Source organism: Riemerella anatipestifer, assembly GCF_009670965.2.
In the GTDB taxonomy this organism is placed as follows: Bacteria; Bacteroidota; Bacteroidia; order Flavobacteriales; family Weeksellaceae; genus Riemerella; species Riemerella anatipestifer_B.
The window spans coordinates 411427-434836 of record NZ_CP073239.1 but is presented as its reverse complement, the minus strand read 5'-3'; the positions used below and the strand labels follow the sequence as shown (position 1 = coordinate 434836).

At 35.4% G+C, this 23410-nt stretch carries 20 protein-coding genes; all 20 read left to right on the top strand.

The features are described from left to right. Nucleotide 1: 1 nt before the first annotated feature. The 20 genes from D1J36_RS02010 to D1J36_RS01915 all read left to right on the top strand — a co-directional run bounded on the left by D1J36_RS02010 (nucleotide 2) and on the right by D1J36_RS01915 (nucleotide 22968). Nucleotides 2-1225 carry an NADH-quinone oxidoreductase subunit D gene (locus tag D1J36_RS02010; RefSeq protein WP_064970368.1) on the top strand — a complete coding sequence of 408 codons (1224 nt, stop codon included), beginning with the start codon at nucleotides 2-4 and terminating at the stop codon, nucleotides 1223-1225. 56 nt (nucleotides 1226-1281) lie between these two features. Beyond that, nucleotides 1282-1794 carry an NADH-quinone oxidoreductase subunit NuoE family protein gene (locus D1J36_RS02005; RefSeq protein ID WP_004918343.1) on the top strand — a complete coding sequence of 171 codons (513 nt, stop codon included), beginning with the start codon at nucleotides 1282-1284 and terminating at the stop codon, nucleotides 1792-1794. Between the two features lie 12 nt (nucleotides 1795-1806). Beyond that, nucleotides 1807-3168, top strand: coding sequence for an NADH-quinone oxidoreductase subunit NuoF (nuoF, locus tag D1J36_RS02000; protein ID WP_153936359.1), 1362 nt, complete (start codon nucleotides 1807-1809; stop codon nucleotides 3166-3168). 97 nt (nucleotides 3169-3265) lie between these two features. Next, nucleotides 3266-3988: a hypothetical protein gene (locus tag D1J36_RS01995; protein ID WP_252339408.1), complete on the top strand. Its 723-nt coding sequence runs from the start codon at nucleotides 3266-3268 to the stop codon at nucleotides 3986-3988. Nucleotides 3989-4036: 48 nt separating this feature from the next. Next, nucleotides 4037-5056 (top strand): 2Fe-2S iron-sulfur cluster-binding protein, encoded by a 1020-nt coding sequence (locus tag D1J36_RS01990; protein WP_154137301.1) that lies wholly within the window; start codon nucleotides 4037-4039, stop codon nucleotides 5054-5056. 3 nt (nucleotides 5057-5059) lie between these two features. Further along, nucleotides 5060-6124, top strand: a complete 1065-nt coding sequence (gene nuoH / locus D1J36_RS01985; RefSeq protein ID WP_154137246.1) for an NADH-quinone oxidoreductase subunit NuoH — start codon at nucleotides 5060-5062, stop codon at nucleotides 6122-6124. 73 nt (nucleotides 6125-6197) lie between these two features. Then, nucleotides 6198-6725, top strand: a complete 528-nt coding sequence (locus tag D1J36_RS01980) for a NuoI/complex I 23 kDa subunit family protein (RefSeq protein WP_154137245.1) — start codon at nucleotides 6198-6200, stop codon at nucleotides 6723-6725. A gap of 3 nt (nucleotides 6726-6728) precedes the next feature. Next, on the top strand, nucleotides 6729-7226 hold the full coding sequence (locus tag D1J36_RS01975) for an NADH-quinone oxidoreductase subunit J family protein (protein ID WP_154137244.1): 498 nt from the start codon (nucleotides 6729-6731) through the stop codon (nucleotides 7224-7226). A 6-nt stretch (nucleotides 7227-7232) separates the two neighbouring features. Next, nucleotides 7233-7559 carry an NADH-quinone oxidoreductase subunit NuoK gene (gene nuoK, locus D1J36_RS01970; protein WP_004918357.1) on the top strand — a complete coding sequence of 109 codons (327 nt, stop codon included), beginning with the start codon at nucleotides 7233-7235 and terminating at the stop codon, nucleotides 7557-7559. A 7-nt stretch (nucleotides 7560-7566) separates the two neighbouring features. Further along, the gene (gene nuoL / locus D1J36_RS01965; RefSeq protein WP_154137243.1) at nucleotides 7567-9459 is read left to right on the top strand and encodes an NADH-quinone oxidoreductase subunit L; all 1893 of its coding nucleotides are present in this window, start codon (nucleotides 7567-7569) and stop codon (nucleotides 9457-9459) included. A gap of 3 nt (nucleotides 9460-9462) precedes the next feature. Continuing rightward, the gene (locus D1J36_RS01960) at nucleotides 9463-10947 is read left to right on the top strand and encodes a complex I subunit 4 family protein (protein WP_154137242.1); all 1485 of its coding nucleotides are present in this window, start codon (nucleotides 9463-9465) and stop codon (nucleotides 10945-10947) included. Between the two features lie 20 nt (nucleotides 10948-10967). Beyond that, on the top strand, nucleotides 10968-12356 hold the full coding sequence (locus D1J36_RS01955; protein ID WP_154137241.1) for an NADH-quinone oxidoreductase subunit N: 1389 nt from the start codon (nucleotides 10968-10970) through the stop codon (nucleotides 12354-12356). A 149-nt stretch (nucleotides 12357-12505) separates the two neighbouring features. After that, the gene (tpx, locus tag D1J36_RS01950; RefSeq protein ID WP_154137240.1) at nucleotides 12506-13003 is read left to right on the top strand and encodes a thiol peroxidase; all 498 of its coding nucleotides are present in this window, start codon (nucleotides 12506-12508) and stop codon (nucleotides 13001-13003) included. A gap of 54 nt (nucleotides 13004-13057) precedes the next feature. Continuing rightward, on the top strand, nucleotides 13058-13702 hold the full coding sequence (locus tag D1J36_RS01945; RefSeq protein ID WP_052911755.1) for an NAD(P)H-binding protein: 645 nt from the start codon (nucleotides 13058-13060) through the stop codon (nucleotides 13700-13702). Nucleotide 13703: 1 nt separating this feature from the next. Then, nucleotides 13704-14330 carry a J domain-containing protein gene (locus D1J36_RS01940; RefSeq protein WP_252339407.1) on the top strand — a complete coding sequence of 209 codons (627 nt, stop codon included), beginning with the start codon at nucleotides 13704-13706 and terminating at the stop codon, nucleotides 14328-14330. Nucleotides 14331-14997: 667 nt separating this feature from the next. Next, nucleotides 14998-15810, top strand: a complete 813-nt coding sequence (locus D1J36_RS01935) for a GLPGLI family protein (RefSeq protein ID WP_154137239.1) — start codon at nucleotides 14998-15000, stop codon at nucleotides 15808-15810. Between the two features lie 483 nt (nucleotides 15811-16293). After that, nucleotides 16294-17115 (top strand): GLPGLI family protein, encoded by an 822-nt coding sequence (locus D1J36_RS01930; protein ID WP_154137238.1) that lies wholly within the window; start codon nucleotides 16294-16296, stop codon nucleotides 17113-17115. 233 nt (nucleotides 17116-17348) lie between these two features. After that, nucleotides 17349-20207 carry an aminomethyl-transferring glycine dehydrogenase gene (gcvP, locus tag D1J36_RS01925; RefSeq protein WP_154137237.1) on the top strand — a complete coding sequence of 953 codons (2859 nt, stop codon included), beginning with the start codon at nucleotides 17349-17351 and terminating at the stop codon, nucleotides 20205-20207. A 687-nt stretch (nucleotides 20208-20894) separates the two neighbouring features. Next, a complete protein-coding gene (locus D1J36_RS01920; RefSeq protein WP_154137236.1) occupies nucleotides 20895-22496 on the top strand; it encodes a hypothetical protein in 1602 nt (533 codons plus the stop codon). A gap of 88 nt (nucleotides 22497-22584) precedes the next feature. Then, nucleotides 22585-22968, top strand: coding sequence for an HU family DNA-binding protein (locus tag D1J36_RS01915; protein WP_154137235.1), 384 nt, complete (start codon nucleotides 22585-22587; stop codon nucleotides 22966-22968). The last annotated feature ends 442 nt before the right edge of the window (nucleotides 22969-23410 follow it).

Sequence of the window (23410 nt, the reverse complement as noted above, 5' to 3'; positions counted from 1 at the left end):
TATGAAAGATAACGAACTATCTAATATACTTAACCAATACGAAAGTAGTGAGCAAATTGATGGGCAATTATATACCCTTAATTTAGGACCTACACACCCCGCAACACATGGTATATTCCAAAATGTACTGACGATGGATGGGGAAAAAATACTTCACTCTGAGCAGACGGTAGGTTATATTCATCGTGCTTTTGAGAAAATATCAGAGAGAAGACCTTACGCTCAGATTACTACGCTTACAGACCGTCTTAATTATTGTTCAGCTCCAATCAACAATTTAGGGTGGCATATGACGGTAGAAAAACTCATCGGTTGTAAAGTGCCGAAGAGGGTAGATTATATGCGTATCATCATTATGGAGTTGGCTAGGATTGCAGACCATTTGGTATGTAATGGGGTAATAGGAGTAGATACAGGAGCTATTACAGGGTTTACCTATGTATTCCAAGACAGAGAGCGTATTTACGAAATGTACGAGCAAATCTGCGGAGCTAGAATGACTACCAATATTGGTAGAATTGGTGGTTTTGAGAGAGATTTTAGCCCTAAATTTCACGAATTAATTAAAGATTTTATTAAAAACTTCCCAAAAAGATTCCAAGAGTTTTGTAACCTAATGGAACGAAACAGAATCTTTATGGATAGAACTATCGGGGCAGGACCTATTTCGGCAGAGAGGGCTCTTAATTACAGCTTTACAGGACCGAATCTTCGTGCAGCTGGGGTAGATTACGATGTGCGTGTAGCACAACCTTACTCATCTTATGATGATTTTGATTTTATCATTCCAGTAGGAACGGCAGGAGATACTTATGATAGATTTATGGTTCGTCAGCAGGAGATATGGGAAAGTTATAAGTTGGTTAAAAATGCTTACGAAAACCTTCCAGAAGGTGATTATCACGCAGATGTTCCAGAATTTTATTTGCCAGCTAAAGCAGATGTTTACACCAAAATGGAAGCTCTTATCTATCACTTTAAAATTGTTATGGGAGAGCAAGATATTCCTAAAGGAGAGGTGTACCATTGTGTAGAGGGAGGAAACGGAGAGTTAGGTTTCTATCTTATTAGTGATGGTGGAAGAACGCCATACAGACTACACTTTAGAAGACCGTGTTTTATATACTATCAAGCGTTCCCAGAGATGATAAAAGGCTCTATGATTTCTGATGCTATTGTAACTATGAGTAGTATGAATGTAATTGCAGGAGAGTTAGACGCCTAAATTTTGCTAAAACTAAAAAAGAATTAGAGTACAAAGTACTTTTACAAGATAAAAAAATGAACGAGACAGTTATAGCTTTTAAGCCAGAAACCTTAGAAAAGGTTCATAAAATCATCGCTAGATATCCTGAAGGGAAACAAAAGTCGGCACTAATTCCTGTTTTGCATATTGCACAAAAGGAATTTGGAGGGTGGCTTAGTGTTCCTGTGATGGACTATGTGGCGGAGGTGCTTAACATATTGCCAATAGAGGTGTACGAAGTGGCTACTTTCTACACGATGTTTAATATGAAGCCGGTAGGTAAATATGTGCTAGAAGTGTGTAGAACAGGACCTTGTATGCTCAATGGGAGTGATGATATTTTAGACCATATCCGTAAAACACTTAACATTAAGGATGGAGAGACTACGGAAGATGGTTTGTTTACATTAAAACCAGCGGAATGCTTAGGAGCTTGTGGCTATGCACCGATGATGCAGTTAGGAAAATTTTATCATGAACACTTAACTAAAGAAAAAGTAGATGAAATCCTTGAGCTATGCAGACAAGGAGCCATTGCTTTGGATTAAATAAAAGAAAAAATGAGTAAAAAACTTTTACTTAAAGATGCACATATAGAGGGTATTCGTTATTTTGATGTTTACCGCAAACAGGGAGGTTATCAAGCAGCAGAAAAGGCACTTAAGATGACTCCTGAAGAAATTTTAGAAGAAGTAAAAACTTCTGGACTTAGAGGTCGTGGGGGAGCAGGTTTCCCTACGGGACTTAAGTGGAGCTTTTTAGCTAAGCCAGAAGGGGTGCCTAGACACTTGGTAGTGAATGCCGATGAGTCAGAGCCAGGTACTTTCAAGGACAGATATTTGATGGAGTTTATTCCTCATCTTTTAATTGAGGGAATGTTAATTTCGTCTTATTGTTTAGGTTCTAATGCTTCTTACATCTATATTAGAGGTGAGTATTCTTGGATTCCTGATATTTTAGAGGAAGCTATTGAGGAAGCTAAAAAAGCAGGATTTTTAGGTAAAAATATATTAGGTTCTGGCTTTGATTTGGAAATTTATGTCCAAAGAGGAGGTGGGGCTTACATCTGTGGAGAGGAAACAGCTCTTCTAGAATCATTAGAAGGAAGAAGAGGTAATCCTAGACTAAAACCTCCATTCCCAGCGGTTAAAGGGCTTTGGGAAAGACCTACGGTGGTTAACAATGTGGAGTCTATTGCGGCGGTAGTGCCTATTATCAATATTTCTGGAGCAGAGTATGCTAAAATTGGAGTTGGGCGTTCTACAGGAACTAAACTCATTTCTGCGTGTGGTAATATCAACAAGCCGGGGGTTTATGAGATTGATATGACCATTACCGTAGAAGAATTTATATATTCTGATGAATATTGTGGTGGAATACCTAACGGAAAGCGTCTTAAGGCGTGTATTCCTGGAGGAAGTTCTGTGCCTATTGTACCAGCTAATTTATTGCTGAGAACCATAGATGGCAAACCAAGATATATGAATTATGAATCTCTTTCGGAAGGGGGCTTTGCAACTGGTACGATGATGGGGTCAGGAGGTTTCATCGTTTTAGACGAAGACCAATCTGTGGTAAAACACACCATGACTTTAGCTCGTTTCTACAACCACGAAAGCTGTGGACAATGTACACCTTGTAGAGAAGGAACAGGGTGGATGTATCGTATCCTGAAAAAGATTGTAGAAGGTAAAGGAGAAATGTCCGATATAGATTTACTATGGGATATTCAAAGAAAAATAGAGGGTAATACCATTTGTCCGTTAGGAGATGCGGCAGCGTGGCCTGTAGCAGCAGCTATTCGCCATTTCCGTGATGAGTTTGAATGGTATGTTAAAAACCCAGAGTTGGCATTAACTCAAAACTATGGTTTAGGGAGCTATGCAGATCCTATTCCTTTAAAAGTGGAAGAAAGTAATTAGAATGAAAACTAAGTATATATACATATTTTTGCTCTTATTTGCTTGGAGTTCTGTTAGCTCTCAAGTTAGGGATAATAGACCTTTTAAAAAAGGTGCTATGTTTCTTTTTTGGGGGTGGAATAGGGCTTGGTATTCAAACTCTGACATAGGTTTCAGTGGTTCTAGATATAAGTTTATGCTTCACAATGTAAAAGCAGCGGATAGACCCACAGATTTTGATTTAGGAGTTTATTTTGGACCTACTAAGATTACAATACCCCAAACTAATGCAAGAGTAGCTTACTTCGTTAAAGATAATTTGGCATTAGTTTTTGCTATTGACCATATGAAGTATGTAATGGAGCAAAATCAAGTAGTTGATTTTAGTGGTGAAATCAAAAACCCATATGCCTATTATGTTAAAGATAGTAAAGTGGATTTGAGTGATGAACAGTTTTTGACTTTTGAGCATACAGATGGACTTAACTATGTTAATCTTGGTCTAGAAAAATATAATTCTTTAGTCAATACTAAAAATGTAGATATTTATTGGGCTTATGGTGGAGGAATAGGTGGTTTATATCCTAAGACTAATGCTAAATTGTTTGGAAATGAAAGAAGTGATAGATTTCATTTGGCAGGTTTTGGAGCTGACGCCAGAGTAAATTTGAATTTAGTATTATGGAAGCATTTTTTGGCTAGACTTGAAGTGAAGTATGGATACATAAATATGTTTGATATAAAGACGACCTTAAACAATACAGATAGAGCTTGGCAAGATTTTATGTTTGGTCAAGTTAATTTTGGGATAGGATATACATTTAATACTAAAAATAATTAACCAAATAGGTTTTATTTGATGGTTCAAATAAACCAATCGTATAATATTATGAGTGAGGAAGTTAAAAAGTTTAAAGTAACTATAGATGGGCAGACTACAGAGGTTGCTCCTGGTACTAGTATTCTAGAGGCTGCTAGACAAATCGGGGGGAAGTCTGTGCCGCCTGCAATGTGCTATTATAGTAAATTGGAAACTAGTGGGGGGAGATGTCGTACTTGCTTGGTAGAGGTTTCTAAAGGCTCTGATGCTGACCCAAGACCAATGCCTAAACTTGTGGCAAGTTGTCGTACAACGGTAATGGATGGAATGGAAGTGAAAAATTTAACTTCTGAGAAAACTCAGGAGGCCAGAAAGGCAGTTACTGAGTTCCTCCTTGTCAATCACCCTTTGGATTGTCCAATTTGTGACCAAGCAGGAGAGTGTCATCTTCAAGACTTAGGCTATGAGCATGGAGTAGAAAATACAAGAACGGAGTTTGAAAGACGAACTTTTGAACCAGAAGATATAGGTCCTTATATTAAACTTAATATGAACCGCTGTATCCTATGTGCTAGATGTGTCTTAGCGGCTAATCAGCTTACTAAAGAGAGAGAGCATGGGATATTATTTAGAGGAGATCACGCCGAAATATCTACTTACCTCAATAAAGCACTGGAGAATGATTTTATAGGAAATGTGATTGATGTTTGTCCTGTAGGTGCTTTAACGGATAACACTTCTCGTTTTGCGAGTAGAGTATGGTTTACAAAACCAATGAATGCTACTTGTAAGTGCGAAAAATGTAGTGGTAAAGCAGTATTGTGGATGAAGGGTGATGAGGTTATCAGAGTAACGGCTAGAAAAGACGAATACGGTGAAGTAGAAGAATTTATTTGTAACGATTGCCGTTTTCATAAGAAAGATGTTAAGTATTGGAATGTTGAAGGTCCGAGACATATAAGCAGACATTCTGTAATTTCTGCTAATCATTACGAAGACTCAACGAATGCTTATGAACTTTTGGAGGATAATACAGCGAAGGAAATAGAAAATTCTACAGAAAATAGAAATCAAGAAGAAGAAAAATAAGTTATGGATTTATTGATTTTTAAAACGATATTAGTAATCTCTCTTTTTATTCTGTCTCTTACGGTAGCAGCTTATTCTACTTGGGCAGAAAGAAAGGTGGCTGCGTTGATGCAAGACCGCATTGGTCCTAATAGGACTGGTCCATTGGGATTATTACAGCCTTTGGCTGACGGTGGTAAATTTTTCTTTAAGGAAGATTTTATTCCTAAAAATTCAGAGAAGTTTTTATTTATTTTAGGTCCTGGTTTAGTGATGTTTATATCACTTATTACAGGAGCGGTTATCCCTTGGGGGAAAAGCCTTAACATAGGTGGAGAATCGTTTAGTTTACAAGTAGCTAACATAGATGTTGGGGTGCTTTACCTTATAGGTATGGTGTCTGTGGGAGTTTATGGTATTATGATAGGTGGTTGGGCTTCTAACAATAAATATTCTCTTATAGGTGCTATTCGTGCGTCTTCTCAGATGATATCTTATGAATTGGCTATGGGATTAGCATTATTGTCTATCATTATGATGGCAGGTTCATTAGATTTAAGAGTAATCACAGAAGCACAAGGCACAGGCAAACTATGGGGTATAATTCCTGTAGGCTCTGGAATGAATTGGAATATTTTTTATCAACCAGTAGCCTTCTTAGTTTTCTTGGTAGCTGCATTGGCAGAGTGTAACCGACATCCGTTCGACTTACCAGAATGTGAGGCTGAACTTGTGGCTGGTTTTATGACAGAGTATTCTGCGATGAAGCTAGGATTATATATGTTTGGAGAGTATGTTAATATGTTTATCTCCAATGCTTTAATGGTGGTTTTATTCTTTGGTGGTTACAACTATCCAGGGATAGAATGGGTAACAACTACCTATGGTGAAAATGTAGCCGGAATTTTAAGTATTGTTGCGTTTTTGAGCAAAACATTCTTCGGTATCTTCTTGTTTATGTGGATTAGATGGACGCTTCCTCGTTTCCGTTACGACCAATTGATGCACCTTGGTTGGAAGACTTTAATCCCATTAGCATTAGTTAATTTATTTATAACAGGAGCGGTAATATTAGCATTTGGAAGTTAATACCAAATTTATAAAATTGAAATACAAGATAAAGACAATTAAATAATGTCTAACATCTAATATCTAATAGATAATGAAATTAACAAATAGATCAAAAGTAGTTTCTAATAAAAAGATGACTTTGGCGGAAAAGGCTTATCTCCCTGCTATAATTAAGGGTATGAGCATTACACTAAAGCATTTTTTTAAGAAAGATAGAACGATACAATATCCAGAACAGGAAAAGCCAAGGGCTAAAGTATGGCGTGGGAGACATGTTCTTAAAAGAGATGATGAAGGGAGAGAAAGATGTACCGCTTGCGGACTTTGTGCGGTTGCTTGCCCTGCGGAAGCCATTACGATGACTTCGGCTGAAAGAACTAAGGAAGAAAAACATCTTTATAGAGAAGAAAAATATGCTTCTACCTACGAAATTAATATGTTGAGGTGTATTTTCTGCGGATTGTGTGAGGAGGCTTGTCCTAAATCAGCGATTTATCTTACAGATAGATTAGTAGATGTAGAGTCTAACCGTGGTTCTTTTGTCTATGGAAAAGACAAACTAGTGGAGGATATGAACAATAGAATAGATATTAGTGAAAGACAAAAGAAATCTTATTAAGTAATGGAGCAGATTGTTTTTTATATTATTTCAGGTTTAGCGGTTATTAGTGCTATTTATTTTGTAGCAGCTAAAAATCCGTTGTATAGCATATTGTCTTTAGTAATTACATTTTTTTCTATAGCAGGATTGTATATATTACTTAATGCCCAATTTTTGGGAATTGTGCAGATTATAGTATATGCAGGAGCTATTATGGTTTTATTCTTATATGTGCTTATGATGCTTAATCTAAAGGAGAAAGACGAAGGCAAAAAGAATAACCTAATGAAATTTGCAGGAATTTTCTCTGCAGGACTTCTTTTAGTGGGTTTTTTAGGAGCTTTAAGAGGTTATGTAGGAAATGAATTGCCTGTAACTGAGATTACAGAAGGTGTAGGGCTTACCAAAAATTTGGGAAGATTATTGTTTAATGAATATGTATTGCCGTTTGAGTTGGCTTCAATTTTAATTCTTTCGGGGATTGTAGGAGCGGTGCTAATTGGTAAAAAAGATTTATAAAATATTATGGAAATGAATTCTTTTGTACAGAACATTCCTTTGGATTATTATGTAGTTTTATCTACATTTTTATTCTGTTTGGGTGTTTTGGGTGTTTTGTTAAGAAAAAATGCCATTGTTATTTTGGGATGCGTAGAGCTTATGCTTAATTCTGTAAATCTATTATTAGTAGCATTTTCTACCTATTACGGAGATGCTCATGGGCAGATGTTAGTATTTTTCATTATGGTGGTAGCTGCGGCAGAAGTAGCTGTGGGACTGGCTATTATTACTATGATGTACCGAAATATAAAATCAGTAGATATTAGTATTTTAAATAAATTAAAAGGATAAAAGAAATATGGAAAATATAGTTTATGCAATTGTTCTTTTTCCTTTATTAGGCTTTTTAATCAACGGATTATTAGGGAAAAGATTACCTAAAATTGTGGTAGGCGGTTTGGCTACTGCAGTGGTATTTGTTTCATTTTTACTTTCGGTTTATATCTTTACACAGTTCAATTCGGATAGCCCAGCTTTAGTGGTAAAGGCTTTTGAATGGTTCCGTGTTAATGGTATGCAGGTTAATTTTGGGTTTCAGGTAGACCAGCTTTCTTTAATGATGATGATGATCATTACAGGGATTGGTTCTTTAATCCATTTGTATTCTATTGGATATATGAGCCACGATGAGGGCTTCTATAAATTCTTTACTTATCTTAACCTGTTTATATTCTCTATGTTACTTCTAGTAATGGGAAGTAACTATTTGATTCTGTTTATCGGTTGGGAAGGTGTTGGTCTTTGTTCTTATTTATTGATTGGTTTTTGGTATAAAAATCAAGAGTATGGTAAGGCGGCTAGAAAGGCTTTCATTATGAACCGTATAGGTGATTTAGGCTTGTTGATAGGTATTTTTATGTTAGCTTCCGAAGTAAATGCGGTAGATTATCTAAGTGTAGCTCAAAACTCATCTAAATTTGCTATTGATAGCCCAGTGGTTATCTTCATCACATTGAGTTTATTTGTAGGAGCGGTAGGTAAATCAGCACAATTGCCACTATTTACATGGTTACCAGATGCCATGGCAGGGCCTACTCCAGTGTCTGCCCTTATCCACGCAGCTACGATGGTTACAGCGGGGATTTATTTGGTAGTTCGTTCTAACTTCTTATATTCTTTAGCACCTACAACATTAGATGTTATCTTGTATATAGCATTGCTTACAGCAGCTTTAGCAGCGTTTATGGCATTAAGACAAAACGACATTAAAAAGGTATTGGCTTACTCTACAGTATCTCAGCTAGGGTTTATGTTTGTAGCTTTGGGAGTAGGAGCTTATACAGCGGCTATGTTCCATTTGATGACACACGCTTTCTTCAAGGCATTACTATTCTTAGGTTCGGGTTCCGTAATCCACGCGATGAGTGGAGAGCAAGATATGAGATTTATGGGAGGACTTAAAAAGTATATTCCTATAACTCACGCTACTTTTCTTATAGGTACATTGGCTATATCGGGAATGCCGTTATTTTCAGGTATGATTTCTAAAGATGAAATATTGGTGTCTGCGTATGCTAAAAATCCGATATTTTGGGTAATTCTTTTCGTAATAGCAGCTATGACGGCTACTTATATGTTTAGATTGTATTACCTTACTTTTCACGGTTCTTTCAGAGGAACGGAGGAGCAAAAACATCATCTCCACGAAAGTCCACTTAATATGACTTTACCATTGATGGTTTTATCAGTGCTGTCTTTGCTGGGAGGTTTCTTAAATCTGCCTCATTTTATAGCTCACGGAGAATACCAAACTTTACACCATTGGTTAGAAGGGTTGTATTATGTTTACACAAAGGAAACGGTTGAAGTTCCATTTAATGTAGAAATGATTTTACTAGGGCTTACAGTACTAATGTTCTTTGTAGTTTGGTTTGTGGTTAGATATCTGTATGTTACTAAAAACAAACAGCCTAAAGCTGAATATACAGGTTGGGAAAAACTGTCTGCTCAAAAATTGTATATAGACGAAATTTACAATGCTGCTGTGGTAAAACCAGTAGAAGGTTTGGGTAAATTGGCTTCTATGTTTGATAAAGGAATTTTAGACCGTTTAGTAACACTTGTAGGTTTAGGTTCGGTAGGTTCAGGTAGAGCATTCAAAAAAGTTCAGAATGGAAATGTAGAAAACTACATTTTAATTATGTCTTTGGCGATAGGTATTATTTTAATTATTAACTTTTTAGTTCTATAATAGATGTTATTATCATTATTACTATTACCTCTTGTAGGTTCAGGATTGGTTTTTGCTTGGAAGAGCTCTCAGAGTAGGTATTTGGCATTTGGTATAGCTTTAGCTCAGTTGTTGCTGGCATTTGTGATGTTGTTTAATTTCAACTACGCAGATTCTGTAGATGGCGAAATGCAGTACCAAATACAATACGATTGGAGTTATTTGATAAGAAGTAGCTTAAGTTTCGGTGTAGATGGTATGGGAATGCTAATGATATTGCTTACCAATATTTTAGTGCCTTTTATCATTCTGTCTTCGTTTAATCAACAGACATCTTATAGAAATACTTTTTATGGACTTATCTTATTGATGCAGTTTGGTCTTTTAGGCGTTTTCACTGCGTTAGATGGTCTATTATTCTATATATTTTGGGAAGTTACCCTTATTCCGATATGGTTTATATGCGGAATTTGGGGGCAAGAAGACCAAAGAATTAAAACAACTACTAAGTTCTTTGTTTATACTTTCTTCGGTTCTTTATTCATGTTGGTAGGTTTAGTTTATTTATACAATCATTCAGACTCTTTTGCTTTGATAGATTTGTATAACGCAGCTTTAAACACTGAACAACAGACCTTTGTTTTCTGGTTAATTATGATGGCATTTGCAGTTAAGCTGCCGTTGTTTCCCTTCCATACTTGGCAGCCAGATACATATACTTATGCACCAACGCAAGGCTCTATGCTTCTGTCAGGGATTATGCTTAAAATGGCAGTCTATGGAGTATTAAGATATTTGTTACCAATAGCTCCAGAGGCTGTATTAGGTCTTTCTGGTAAGATAATAATGGTAATGGCAATAGTTGGGATTATTTATGGAGCTTTAATAGCTATTGTAAATAATGATGTTAAAAGAATTATCGCTTATTCATCTCTATCGCATGTGGGGCTTATGGTAGCAGGAATTTTTGCTTCTGCTATTGTTACACTTAATGGGACATTTACTTACGAAGGTGCTGAGGGTGCTATGGTACAAACTTTTGCACACGGTATCAATGTAGTAGGATTATTCTACTGTGCTGATATTCTCATCAAAAGATTTGGTACAAGAGACCTTCGTCAGATGGGTGGATTAGCTAGAGTAGCACCTAAGTTTGCAGTTCTGTTTATGATTATTTTATTAGGTTCTATGGCAGTTCCGTTGACTAATGGATTTATCGGAGAATTTATGTTACTAAAAGCCGTATTTAGCTACAATACATTAGCAGTAATAGTTTCTGGATTAACAGTAATCTTAGCAGCAGTATATATGCTAAGACTTTATGGTAAAGCAATGTTTGGGGAAGGAGATGAAACTGTTTTATCACAAGTTAAAGACCTTTCGGCGGTAGAATTTTCGGTATTGGCAGGGTTATCTGTTTTTGTAATAGTATTGGGAGTATATCCTAACCTCATTATAGAGATGGTGCAAAGTTCGTTAAAGTTTATTTACTTATCTGTGATAAGTTAACAAAATGATATTTTAAAAAGATGAGTGTTTTAATTACTATATTTATCACAGCAGTTATTGCTTTGTTTACGGGTGTTTTTAATCAGGGTAAATATGCTAGGTATGTAGGAATTCTTGGTTTGGGAATTGCGTTATATGTTAGTTTCCTTCCTGATTGTACTTTTTTTGAAAAATACAATGCAATGTTTAGCTATAGTGCTAATACAGCATTATTTACCAAAATATCTTTGGTGGTAACTCTTTTATTATTTTTTATTGCAGGTTTTGCATTTAGTAATCATAGAAGTCACCAGTCGGAGCTTTATGCTTTAATGCTATTTTCTCTTTGTGGAGGTATTATTTTGTTTGGATTCCAAAATATGGTTACTCTATTTTTAGGGATAGAGATACTGTCTATACCGCTTTATGTTATGGCAGGAAGTGCTAAAACCAATCTTCGTTCTGTAGAAGCGTCTATGAAATACTTTTTGATGGGTGCTTTTGCTACGGGCTTTTTGCTTTTCGGTATTGCGTTAATTTATGGTAGTACAGGAAGTTTTGATTTAGCTACTATCCACCTTTTTGGAGGAGCACACGGAGCTACAAGCAAAATGTTTTTATTAGGAATTGTAATGATGTTGGTGGCTATGGCATTTAAAGTATCTTTAGCACCATTCCATATGTGGAGTCCAGACGTGTATCAAGGAGCACCGTCTATTATAACAGGTTTTATGGCATCAGTGGTTAAGATAGCAGGATTTTATGCGTTTTTCAAAGTGATGACTTTAGCATTTATCGGAGGTTTTTCTATGTGGATTAACATTGTGGCTGTGCTTATTATCTTAACACTTATTCTGTCTAATATTATGGGATTAGCACAAACCAATGCTAAGAGAATGTTGGCTTACTCTAGTGTTTCTCATGCAGGATATATAGCTCTCATATTTTTCGGATTTAATAGTCTTTCTGTATATAATTTAGCGTTCTATCTATTTGCTTATTCTTTAGCAACAGTTGGGGTATTTATGTGTTTGATATGGGTAGAAAAAATAAAGAGAGAAACTTCTTTCGAGGCATTTAATGGTTTGGCAAAGACAGAACCTTTATTAGCTGTTGTAGCTTCTGTATCTCTGTTATCAATGGCTGGTATTCCGCTTACGGCAGGGTTTATAGGTAAGTTTAATGTTTTTAGTCAAGCTATTTCAGGTAACGCTACTGTACTGGTAGTTGTAGCTATCTTGGGTTCTGCCTTGAGTATCGCTTATTATTTAAGATTGATTATAGCGATGTTCTTTTATCAAGAAAGTTCATTTAAAACTAGTGAAAAGGTAAGTATTACTTATAACATTATGGCGGTGGTGCTTGTATTGTTATTGGTAGCGATGGGAGTGTATCCAGATTTATTTGCTATGCAATTTGGACTTTATTAGGAAATAAAATAAGAATCAATCAGTTGATATAGAGAGCATAAACTTTTCGGAGTTTATGCTTTTTTATTGGTGTTTATTAGGATAGTAAAGCTAACAATAGGTTTGTAAGAAATTTATATTTATTTTTGATAAATATTAAAACATTTAAAATGGCAAAACTAACATTAAAAGGTAATGAAATTAGTAGTGTAGGAGAACTTCCTAAACTAGGAGAAACAATAAAAGACTTTAATCTAGTAGCTTCAGATTTAAGCGAAAAAACTAAAAATGACTTCTCAGGAAAAAGAAAAGTACTTAACATTTTCCCAAGTATAGACACGGGAGTATGTGCGGCTTCAGCGAGAAAATTTAATGAAGAAGCGTCTAAGTTAGATAATACGGTAGTAATAAACATATCTAGAGATTTACCATTTGCATTAGGGCGTTTTTGTGCTGCAGAAGGTTTAAATAATGTAGAAACACTATCTGATTTTAGAAGTAATTTTGGGGAAGAATTTGGCGTTACTTTAGCAGACTCACCGCTCAAAGGATTGTTGAGTAGAGCGGTTGTTATCACTGATGAAAATGATAAAGTGATTTACACAGAACAAGTATCCGAAATTACTAACGAGCCTAACTACGAAGCCGCTCTAGCAAGCTTAAAATAAATTATTTTTGAAGGGAGAGTCTGCACTGGCTCTCCCTTTTTGTATTTTAGCGAGATGAAAAAAGCAGTAGTTATTGGTGGGACGGGAGCTACGGGTAAGGCTCTATTAAATACACTTTCTAATGATTTGTCGTATCAGTCGGTGGTGGCATTATCTAGGAGAGAGGGTACTTCGTTGTTGCCAAAAGTGGAAATTTGTAAAGTAGATTTCAATCATTTAGAGCAAAGTTCGGCTATTATCAGCGGAGATGTTGCATTTTCTTGTTTAGGAACTACGCTTAAAGACGCTGGGAGTCAAGACGCTCAGTGGCGTGTGGATTATGATTACCAATACACTTTTGCTAAAATAGCTAAAGAAAACGGTGTTTCTACATTGGTTTTAATTTCTTCTATGGGAGCAGATAAAAAGTCGCCAATTTTCTATTCTAAAATGAAGGGTAAACTAGAGGAGGCAATTGCAGAACTTAATTTCCCTAGCCTCATTATTTTAAGACCAAGTTTACTTATACGCCCTGAAACAAAGAGATTAGGAGAGCGTATTTCACTACCTATATTAAATACTTTTAATAAAATAGGATTGCTGAAAAAATATCAACCTATATCAGTGGAAGATTTAAGTAAAGCAATGGTTAAGTCGGTGGAAAGGTACAAAGCAGGTACTCATATTTTAGAACTAAAACAAATTTTGGAATTGGTTTAAGGTGAAGAATTACTATTACTTTTTAGGAATTTCGGAAGAGGCTACATCGGAAGACATCAAGAAGGCTTACCGAAAGTTATCACTTAAATATCACCCTGATAAAAACGAAAACGATTCATTTTTTGTGGAGCGTTTCAGAGAAGTTCAGGAGGCTTACGAGGTGCTTATCAACGCAAATAGTAGAAGTTTATACGACCAAAAATTAGCACAAATACAACAAAACATAAAATCCGACCAACCACCTTATATCAAAACCTTCCACGCAAATAAACTCAGAGTGAAAAAAGGCGAAGAAATTATCCTAAATTGGCAGACACAAAATGCCGATGTAATAAAAATAATCCCTTTTGGTCTAGTAAAAAACTATGGAGAAAAAAAGGTGAAAATCACACAGTTTGATACCAACGGAGAGTGTAAAATTTTACTGAACGCTACCAATACACTATTGCAAAAAACCGTTGCCAAAGGTATCACTATAAAAGAAATACAGGAAGTGGAAACACCTCTCTCTGAAACTCATTTTACCAATACAAAACAGCAATCAAACACTGCCAACCGACCTAGTAAACTTCCGTATATCCTAGCTCTGTTGTTGGCGATACTACTTTTATTTTGGCTTTTTCGTTAAGCCATTTTCAATCTGCCAGGGCATTTTTTGCACCTTTTACCCTTTTTAAACTTTTTACAACATTTCTTTTTGCTGCAAAACATCTCTTGTTCAGCCGAAAACGCAGGCGTAAGCACAGGTACTTTAAAAGGAATTACTGCTGTATTCATGTTGCAAATATAACATAATTTAGATTAAATACAAATAAAAATAAACTCATCAATTAGCTGATATTTATCAGATTTTATTTAGGAGCTATTTCCCGCTATCCGCTCATACTCCTCGCTCAGAGGCTCCGCTTCGCTCCGCCTCTTCGCTGTGGGGTATCCGCTTCTATCGGGGCTATTTCAGGACAAATCTTAAGTGTTGCACCATAATAGTAGCACTTTGCTCGCCTTTTTTTGTATTCAAGTGAAGTTTGAATAAATTAAAAATTAATTTGTGCTAAATGTACAACAATACTTACTTAATTAATTTCGGTTGTGAGTATTACATATAACAATTAATTTTAACACTAGGAAAAGAATAATTGAAAAAAGTGAATGGTGGGAGCTATGAAGACATGTGTATGTCAGTTTGTGAGTAATATGGTCTATCCTGTGGTGGTTTATTGCAGTTTGTGAGTGGTTTGCATTGAAGCTGTTTATATCGTTATATTATTCTCTTAGGAAATGTATATATTTTTTATATGAAGAAAATAAGGTTAATTTTAAAAATCTATCTTTTAATTTGTTTTGTTCCTTTTATTTATGGGCAGAACTTAAGTATTTTATACGAGTTTAAGTTCAAAGACAACAAGGACTTTACAAAAACTAAAATCTATTATTTAGATGTTTTAAAGCATGAGTCTGTATTTCGCTCTAGTCATCAGAGAATATCCGATTCTTTATTGACCACGACTGGATATGGCTATGGTTATAGTACAAATATTGATGAACAAGTTTACATTCATAAAAAATTAGCTGATAGAGAAATTAAAAAAGTAGTAGTTTCCCCTATTACGAGAGATAAAGTTTTTGTTAAGATTTCAGATGCTGTCAATTGGACTATTCTTCCAGATACTCAAAAAATTGGGACCTTTAATTGTCAAAAAATAGAAACAGACTACGGAGGCAGACATTGGGTAGGTTGGTTTACTAGAGATGTGTCTCTTTCAGAAGGACCTTATGTGTTTAATGGTTTACCAGGGTTAATTGTACAGATTAATGATAGTGAGGGGATTTTTGATTTTAGTTTAGTCAGCATTAAAAATAATAGAAAAGAAAACTTATATCTTCCCAATACTGGTAAAGAAGTAAGCTGGGAAGAACTAAATAAAATAAGAAAAGATTATTATACAGACCCTTTCTCTTATGTAAGACTAATTGGTGCTAAAGCAATGGAAGATGATGGTAATGGTGGAATGAAAAAAATAAATTTTAGAGAAAAAATAGAAGGAATTAGAAAATCCATTCGTAATACTATCCCAATAGAGTCTAATCATAAAATAGATTATGAATAAAAAATAATTTGTACATAATAATGTTTATTCAAAATTATCATGACCCTTTTGGATATTACCAAAGGCTTGATGAATAGATGTCAGTTTATTTGATTAAAACCGATCAAGGATAATTTAAAAGCCAGTGGAGAAGCTCTTGGAGATATTTACTCAGATTTTAAAGTAGCGTATATTGATAAATAGTTTAGTGAGAGATTAGCCTAAAAATAGAACTTATATTTGTCTAATTATTATATGGGAATTTTTAATGATATTTTATTTGTATTACATAGTGTGTTTATAATGTTATGAAAAAAATCTTGTTCAATTAGAAATTATTTCTATATTTGAGAAGCTAAGAGTCACATAATTAAATGTTTTTACAATTATGAAGAATTTAACAAAGTTTTCAAAAAAGCAGTTAAGTAAAACCTAATGGAAGAGTTCTAATTCGAATCTTAAATCATAAAAAAATTGTTTATAATAGCCTTTTAATTGATTATCATGAAATATTTATATTTTTTTATCTTTTTTACCAGTATTTTTATTCATGCTCAAACCACGAGATTGGTGTACAGGGTGTCATCAGGTGTTGATTCTGAACGGGTTGATGAAATTTACTATCTTGATGTAGATACCCATAAGAAAACTGGGATTTATTACAATAGAAATTACTTTGTAAATGATTCTATTTTTAAAAAGACAGGAGAGTTTGGATTTTCAGACTTCAAAATGACGGATTTTGTAAAAGTGAATTTTGCCAATAATGACGATGCAGAAGAATATAAAATACTGAGTGTAGATGTTTTTAAAATCCACATAAAAAAATCAAAAGATTGGAAGATGGAAAAAGAAACTCGTCTGGAGGGGAATAGGACACTGCAAAAAGCAACGATAGACTACGGAGGAAGACAATGGGAAGCTTGGTGGGATAAGGATTTTCCTCTTTATGTAGGACCGTACCTTTTTAGTGGTTTACCAGGATTGATAGTGAGTCTGAAGGATACGCAGAATCATTTTCATTTTGAATTAATTGGTGTTCAAAATTTCCCTGCTACTCAGACCATTGATTTCTTAACCACATTAGAAACCAATTCTGTAACTATTTCTATTGATAAATTTAAGAAAATGCTCCTCCAAAATTACAATGACCCTTTTGGTAGTATTACCAAAGGCTTGATAAATAGGAATCAACCTATTCGATTAGAAGATGGTACTCTATTGACCAAGGATAATTTAAAAGTAAGTGAAGAAGTGATTAAAAATAGATTGAGAAAACAAAATCCTATTCACTTGGATTTTAAAGTAGCGTATCCTGATAAATAATTTAGAAAGGGTTAGCCTAAATATTTAATTTATTAAAATCGCAAGGATTTTTGGTTCTTGTGATTTTTTTGTCAAGTGTTTTTGTGGAGGGATTTTTAAAATTCAGTAAATAGGGCTATTAGCACGGTGCAAATACAAAATATTGGTATATAAGCACACAAAATCTTTGTATAGAAAACCAAAAAGTAATAAATTTACGCTCTGTAATCTAATAAAAAAACAATAGAAAATTTATGAATACACAAGCCTTTGTTAATCGTCACATTAGTCTTAACGAGCAAGACACACAGGCGATGCTTTCTAAGATAGGAGTATCTTCAATAGAGGAACTCATTTCTCAAACCATACCAGCAGATATTAGAGCGGACAAAGATTTAAGCATTTCAGAACCCTTATCGGAGTACGAAATGCTTTCTCATTCTAAGGAGTTAGCCTCTAAGAATTATCTTTTTGATAATTACATTGGGTTTGGTTATCACAATGTTATATTGCCGTCGGTAATTCAGAGAAATATTTTAGAAAATCCTAGTTGGTACACGGCTTATACGCCATATCAGGCAGAGATAGCACAAGGTAGGCTAGAAGCACTACTTAATTTCCAAACAGTGGTGTCTTCATTAACGGGCTTTCCTTTAGCTAATGCTTCTTTATTAGATGAAGGTACAGCAGCGGCAGAGGCTATGCATATGTTCTTTGAAAACCGAACTAGAGAGCAGAAAAAAGCAGAAGGTAATCGTTTTTTTGTGTCAGAGTTAGTATTACCGCAGACGGTAGCTGTACTTCAAACTAAAGCAGACGGACTAGGGATAGAAATCGTAGTAGGTTGCCATGAGAAAGAAAATCTAAGCGAAGGCTTTTTTGGTGTGCTACTTCAGTATCCAGGTAAAAACGGAGTCGTATTAGACTATACAGAGTCTATAGCTAAGTATAAAGAAAACAATCTACAAGTAGCGGTGGCTTGTGACCCAATGGCATTGGTTAAGCTGAAATCTCCTGCCTCTATGGGCGCGGATTGTGCGGTTGGTACTACACAAAGATTTGGTATTCCTATGGGATATGGTGGTCCACACGCAGCATTTTTTGCTTGTCAAGAATCTTACAAGAGAAATATACCTGGTAGAATTATAGGCGTTTCTCAAGATATGTATGGTAAGAGAGCGTTAAGAATGGCATTACAAACCAGAGAACAACATATCAAAAGAGAAAAAGCGACTTCTAACATCTGTACAGCACAGGTTCTTTTGGCGGTAATGGCAGGAATGTACTGTGTGTATCACGGACCTAAAGGTCTAGAGTTTATTGCAGACCAAATTCATTATAAAGCTAATGCACTTGCGGAGTCTTTAAAAATGTTAGGTTACCAAGTAGTAGAAGAAGCAAGTTTTGATACTGTTAAAATAGCATTGTCAGAGGAAGAAAAACTCAACTTAATGATGCTAATGAGAGGTCAGAGTATCAATCTGAATTACTTTACCGAAGGCATCGTAAGTATTGCACTCAATGAGGCTTGTACTGAAGATAAGTTACAAAAATTATTAGATGCTTTTGCAAACTTTAAAGCGAAGCAAAGTTTCAAAATCAATATAAAAGAAGCGTGTACTTTACCTAAAGACTTATTAAGAACAGACGAAATATTGAAAGATGAAGTCTTCAATAAGTACCATACAGAAACAGAGTTGATGCGTTATATCAAGAGATTAGAGAGGAAGGATTTATCTCTAACTCACTCTATGATTTCGCTAGGGTCTTGTACAATGAAACTGAATGCTGCTACTGAAATGTTGCCATTATCTTGGGCAGAGTGGGGTAGTGTTCATCCATTTGTACCTACGGAACAAGCAGGTGGTTATCAGTTATTGATTAAAGAATTAGAAAAAGATTTAGCCGAAATTACAGGTTTTGCAGGAACTTCTTTACAGCCTAACTCTGGAGCTCAAGGTGAGTATGCGGGGCTTATGGTCATTCGTGAATATCATAAATCTAGAGGAGAGGGGCATAGAAATATAGTGTTAATTCCTCAGTCTGCTCACGGTACCAACCCAGCATCGGCAGTAATGGCAGGTATGAAAGTGATTGTAGTGAAAAACCTAGAAAACGGAGAAATAGATTTTGAAGACTTTAAAGCTAAGGCAGAAGAACACAGCGAAAACCTTTCTGCGGTAATGATTACCTATCCTTCTACTTATGGTTTCTTTGATGCTAATATCAGACAAATTACCAGTTTAGTACACCAATACGGCGGACAAGTTTATATGGACGGGGCAAATATGAACGCTCAAGTAGGCTTTACAAGCCCAGGGCTTATTGGGGCAGATGTGTGCCACCTTAACCTTCATAAAACATTTGCAATCCCTCACGGTGGAGGTGGTCCAGGGGTAGGACCTATCTGTGTGGCAGAACATTTAGTTCCGTTTTTACCGTCTAATCCTAATATTGGGGTAGGTGGTTCACAGGCAATTCAGGCAATTTCTTCTGCACCTTATGGGTCGTCATTAGTACTTAATATCTCGTATGCTTATATCAAGATGTTGGGAGCTCAAGGTCTTAAAAAGGCTACGGAACACGCCATACTTAATGCCAACTATTTAAAAGATGTTCTAAAGGAGCATTTCCCAATTCTTTATACTAATGCTCAAGGCAGAGTAGCACATGAGTGTATTGTGGACTTCCGACAATTTAAGACATTGGGTATAGAGGTAGCCGATGTTGCTAAACGATTGATGGACTACGGTTTCCACGCACCTACAGTGAGTTTCCCTGTGGCAGGTACGCTGATGATAGAGCCAACCGAATCTGAAAGTAAGGCTGAACTAGACCGTTTTGCAGAAGCTCTTATTTCTATTAAGAAAGAGATAGAAGAAATTGCTAACGGACAAGCTGATGCTCAAAATAATGTGCTTAAAAATGCACCACACACAGAGCAAGTGGTACTTTCTGACTCTTGGGACAAACCTTACTCTAGAGAGAAGGCGGCTTATCCTTTAGATTGGGTACGAGAGCATAAATTCTTTGCATCTGTATCTAGAGTAGATGAGGCTTATGGAGACAGAAACTTAGTGTGTACTTGTGCACCTATAGAGAATTATATGTAAGGATTACTTTTTCTACAAATAAACAGTACAATAAAAAAACTACCTCCTTTTATGGGGGTAGTCTTTTTTGTGCTTTTAATTTAGAGGTAGATAGAGATAAAATCTTATGCTAAAACTTGCATACTTGCTTAAAAGGTTATAAGTTTGCTTCATATTTATGCGATACACTATCAGTGACATACAAAAAAGTGAAAAAAACTTACACAAAAATTTGGTACTTCCAAATAATTGTGTAAACACACACACACACACACACACACACACACAGTAATTACCTGCGTATGCGTCGTATTATCTAGAAAATTATTTCAACTTTTATTGTTAATTATAAATAGAGTTCCACTAACTTTTGTTGGGGGCTTTTGGCGTTTATCCTATTCTAATTTTAGCTTTCATCAATACTTACTAAAAGCACCATTGTTTTGTCTAATAACATGGTCGTTCTTGTTAGGTGCTTTTGGTGTTCAGAGAGAGTATTTTGCTCTTTCTGTATTAGCCTTTCCTCTCGTTTTGTGTGTGTTTAGAGGGGGAAGGCGTTTTTTTATATCAGAGCTTAGAGGTAAGATATTAGAACCTAGTATCACCTCAACCCTTAAGTCTAAAATCCAACATCTAAAATCGAATATCCAATATCCAATATCTAACATTTATAAACTTTAAATATCAACAATTTTAAAATTAAACTTTATGAAAACAAAAACGACGAAATTAAGTGTATTAGCCTTTCTAGGTTTAGGACTAGTAGCTTATGGACAGTATGATGGGAAAGTGGGAATTAACATCGATAAGCCCAACGCTACTTTGGATATTAAAGGCAAAACAGACAATACCAGTGAAAAAGTAGAAGGTTTGTTGATTCCAAGAGTAAACAAAGAGAAAGCTCTATTAATGGGAGCAAACACTACACCACCACAAGAATCTACCTTGGTGTATGTTAATGATTTAACCATGACGAGTGCGGCAACTGCAGCTGTAGCAGATATTACAGAAAAAGGTTACTATTTTTGGAATGGAGCAAAATGGGTAAAGAGTGCAGGAAGTACTTCTGGTAATACTGATGCGATTTGGGTAAAAGATGATGTAGATGCAAAATTAGCATATCCTGTAAGTAATTATACTACTAAATATAAAGCTAATGGGGGATATGATTTGCTGAGAACAGCACCTCTTTTTCCAGATGTCACTAATGTACTTAGAAATTACGTAACTTATGATATGACAAATCAAAATGGTTTTATGAAATCATTTATAAGAAGCTCGGATGTTTCAAATGTTAACGAAAATATAAATAGAATGACGAAAAGCTATGATGTATATTATGTCGATAAGGATTATGCTGGAATTAAGAAGTATTGGGCTGAAACAAAGTTGAATATTATTGCAGAGAATGATATATTTCAAGATAAGGAATTCGTGGGTTTTTTTGGTAATTCACAGCATTTTGGTAATACAAAACTTGGACTCATTACGGCAGGGTATTTTTCGGCCGCTATAAATGGACTTAATGCTAGTGCTAATGTGGTAATGGGAGCTGAATTAGATGCTGCTGTAAATACAGATAAACCTGTAGGTGATGTAATGGCTTGTCATAATAGAGTTCGTTTGAATGGAACAGGGGCTATAGATAATGTCTTTGCTAGTAGAGCTAGAATTACAAGAAGAACAGGGTTTAATGTTACTAGTTCAATAGGTAAGATGTATGGTTATTACACTGGATATCAAGGTTTAGCTACTGGTTTTTCAGGAACCATAGGAGATGCTTATGATTATTATGCAGAAGCAAATGAAAATGTACCAGGAATAACCAATAAATATGGTGTTTATATATTGGGGGGTGATAAAGTTAATCATTTTGCAGGCTCTTTAGGTATAGGTACAACAACTCCAACCGAAAAACTAGAAGTAGCAGGTAAAGTAAAGGCAACCTCTTTTGTGGGAACTAACGGTGCGGCCATCTTCCCAGACTATGTGTTCCAAAAGTATTACACAGGTACTTCTAGCTTAAAAGCAGATTATAGCTTTAAAACCCTTAGCCAAGTAGAAGATTTTGTAAAAGCTAACGGGCATTTACCAGGGTATCAGTCTGCAGCAGAAATCAAAAAACAAGGTTATGTAGACCTTATGGCAACTCAGTTCACTAATGTAGAGAAGATAGAAGAACTTTATCTGCATAGCATAGAGCAGGACAAGGCTTTAAAATCTCAAAAAGAAGAGTTAAAAGCTAAAGACGCTAAAATAGCAGAATTAGAAGCTCGTTTACAGAAGTTAGAAGCCTTATTAGTAAAATAGTTTAATGATTCCTTATGATGCCTATCGGTATTGTGAGGAATTTTTATCATCAAAATCAATTACTGTAAATCATTAAAAAGTAGAAATTATGCCAGTAAAATTTAAAGCAATAGAAAGAGGTCAACCCGGCGTAAGCGGTGGCGGCGACAAAAAATGGTATGCTTCTCCTAATATGAGCGGAGAGAAAACCCTAACCGACCTTACCAGAGACATAGAGAAAATCTCTACGGTAAGCGGAGCAGACATCAGAGCGGTACTCTACGCTTTGGTAGATGTGATGCAATCGTCCTTAGCTAATGGGCAGATTGTTCGTTTGGGAGAGTTGGGCAGTCTGCGAGTGAGTTTTAGTAGTGAGGGCAAAGCTACTGAGAAAGAAGTAACTGCTAATGCTATTAAACAAGCTAAAGTGATTTTCACTCCTGCCAAAGGAATAAAAGATACCCTAGCGACACTCACTTACGAGAAGGTTTAGAATAACTCCTAAGCTCCCTTTAAAAAACCGATGCTTATAAAATCAAAAACTTATAGGCATCGGATTTTTTTTAATAAGCATAAAAATAATTTTTATAGGCATAGAATTTATAGGCTGTTCTTTTGCCTTGAAATAAATCTAATGCCTTTTAAGAATAGGACGACTATTGTATAACATTATAGAATGACCTCTAATCCCGACGGCGTTAAAAACCTCGTTAGTAAAGGCGTTAAAAAATACCCACTGTTTGAGCATTGGTGTGGGCAGAAGCACTGGAGCGAGTTTTGGGGATTTTAGCCTTTAGTAACGAGGTTTAGCCAAAGGGGGGTACAGTCTTGAATTTTTGATTCTTTTCATCAAGGAAAAGAAGGAATAAAGTATATACTTATGTCCTTTTGTCTTGAAACAAAAGAACGAAAAATTCAAGAGCAAAGGTTAGGTT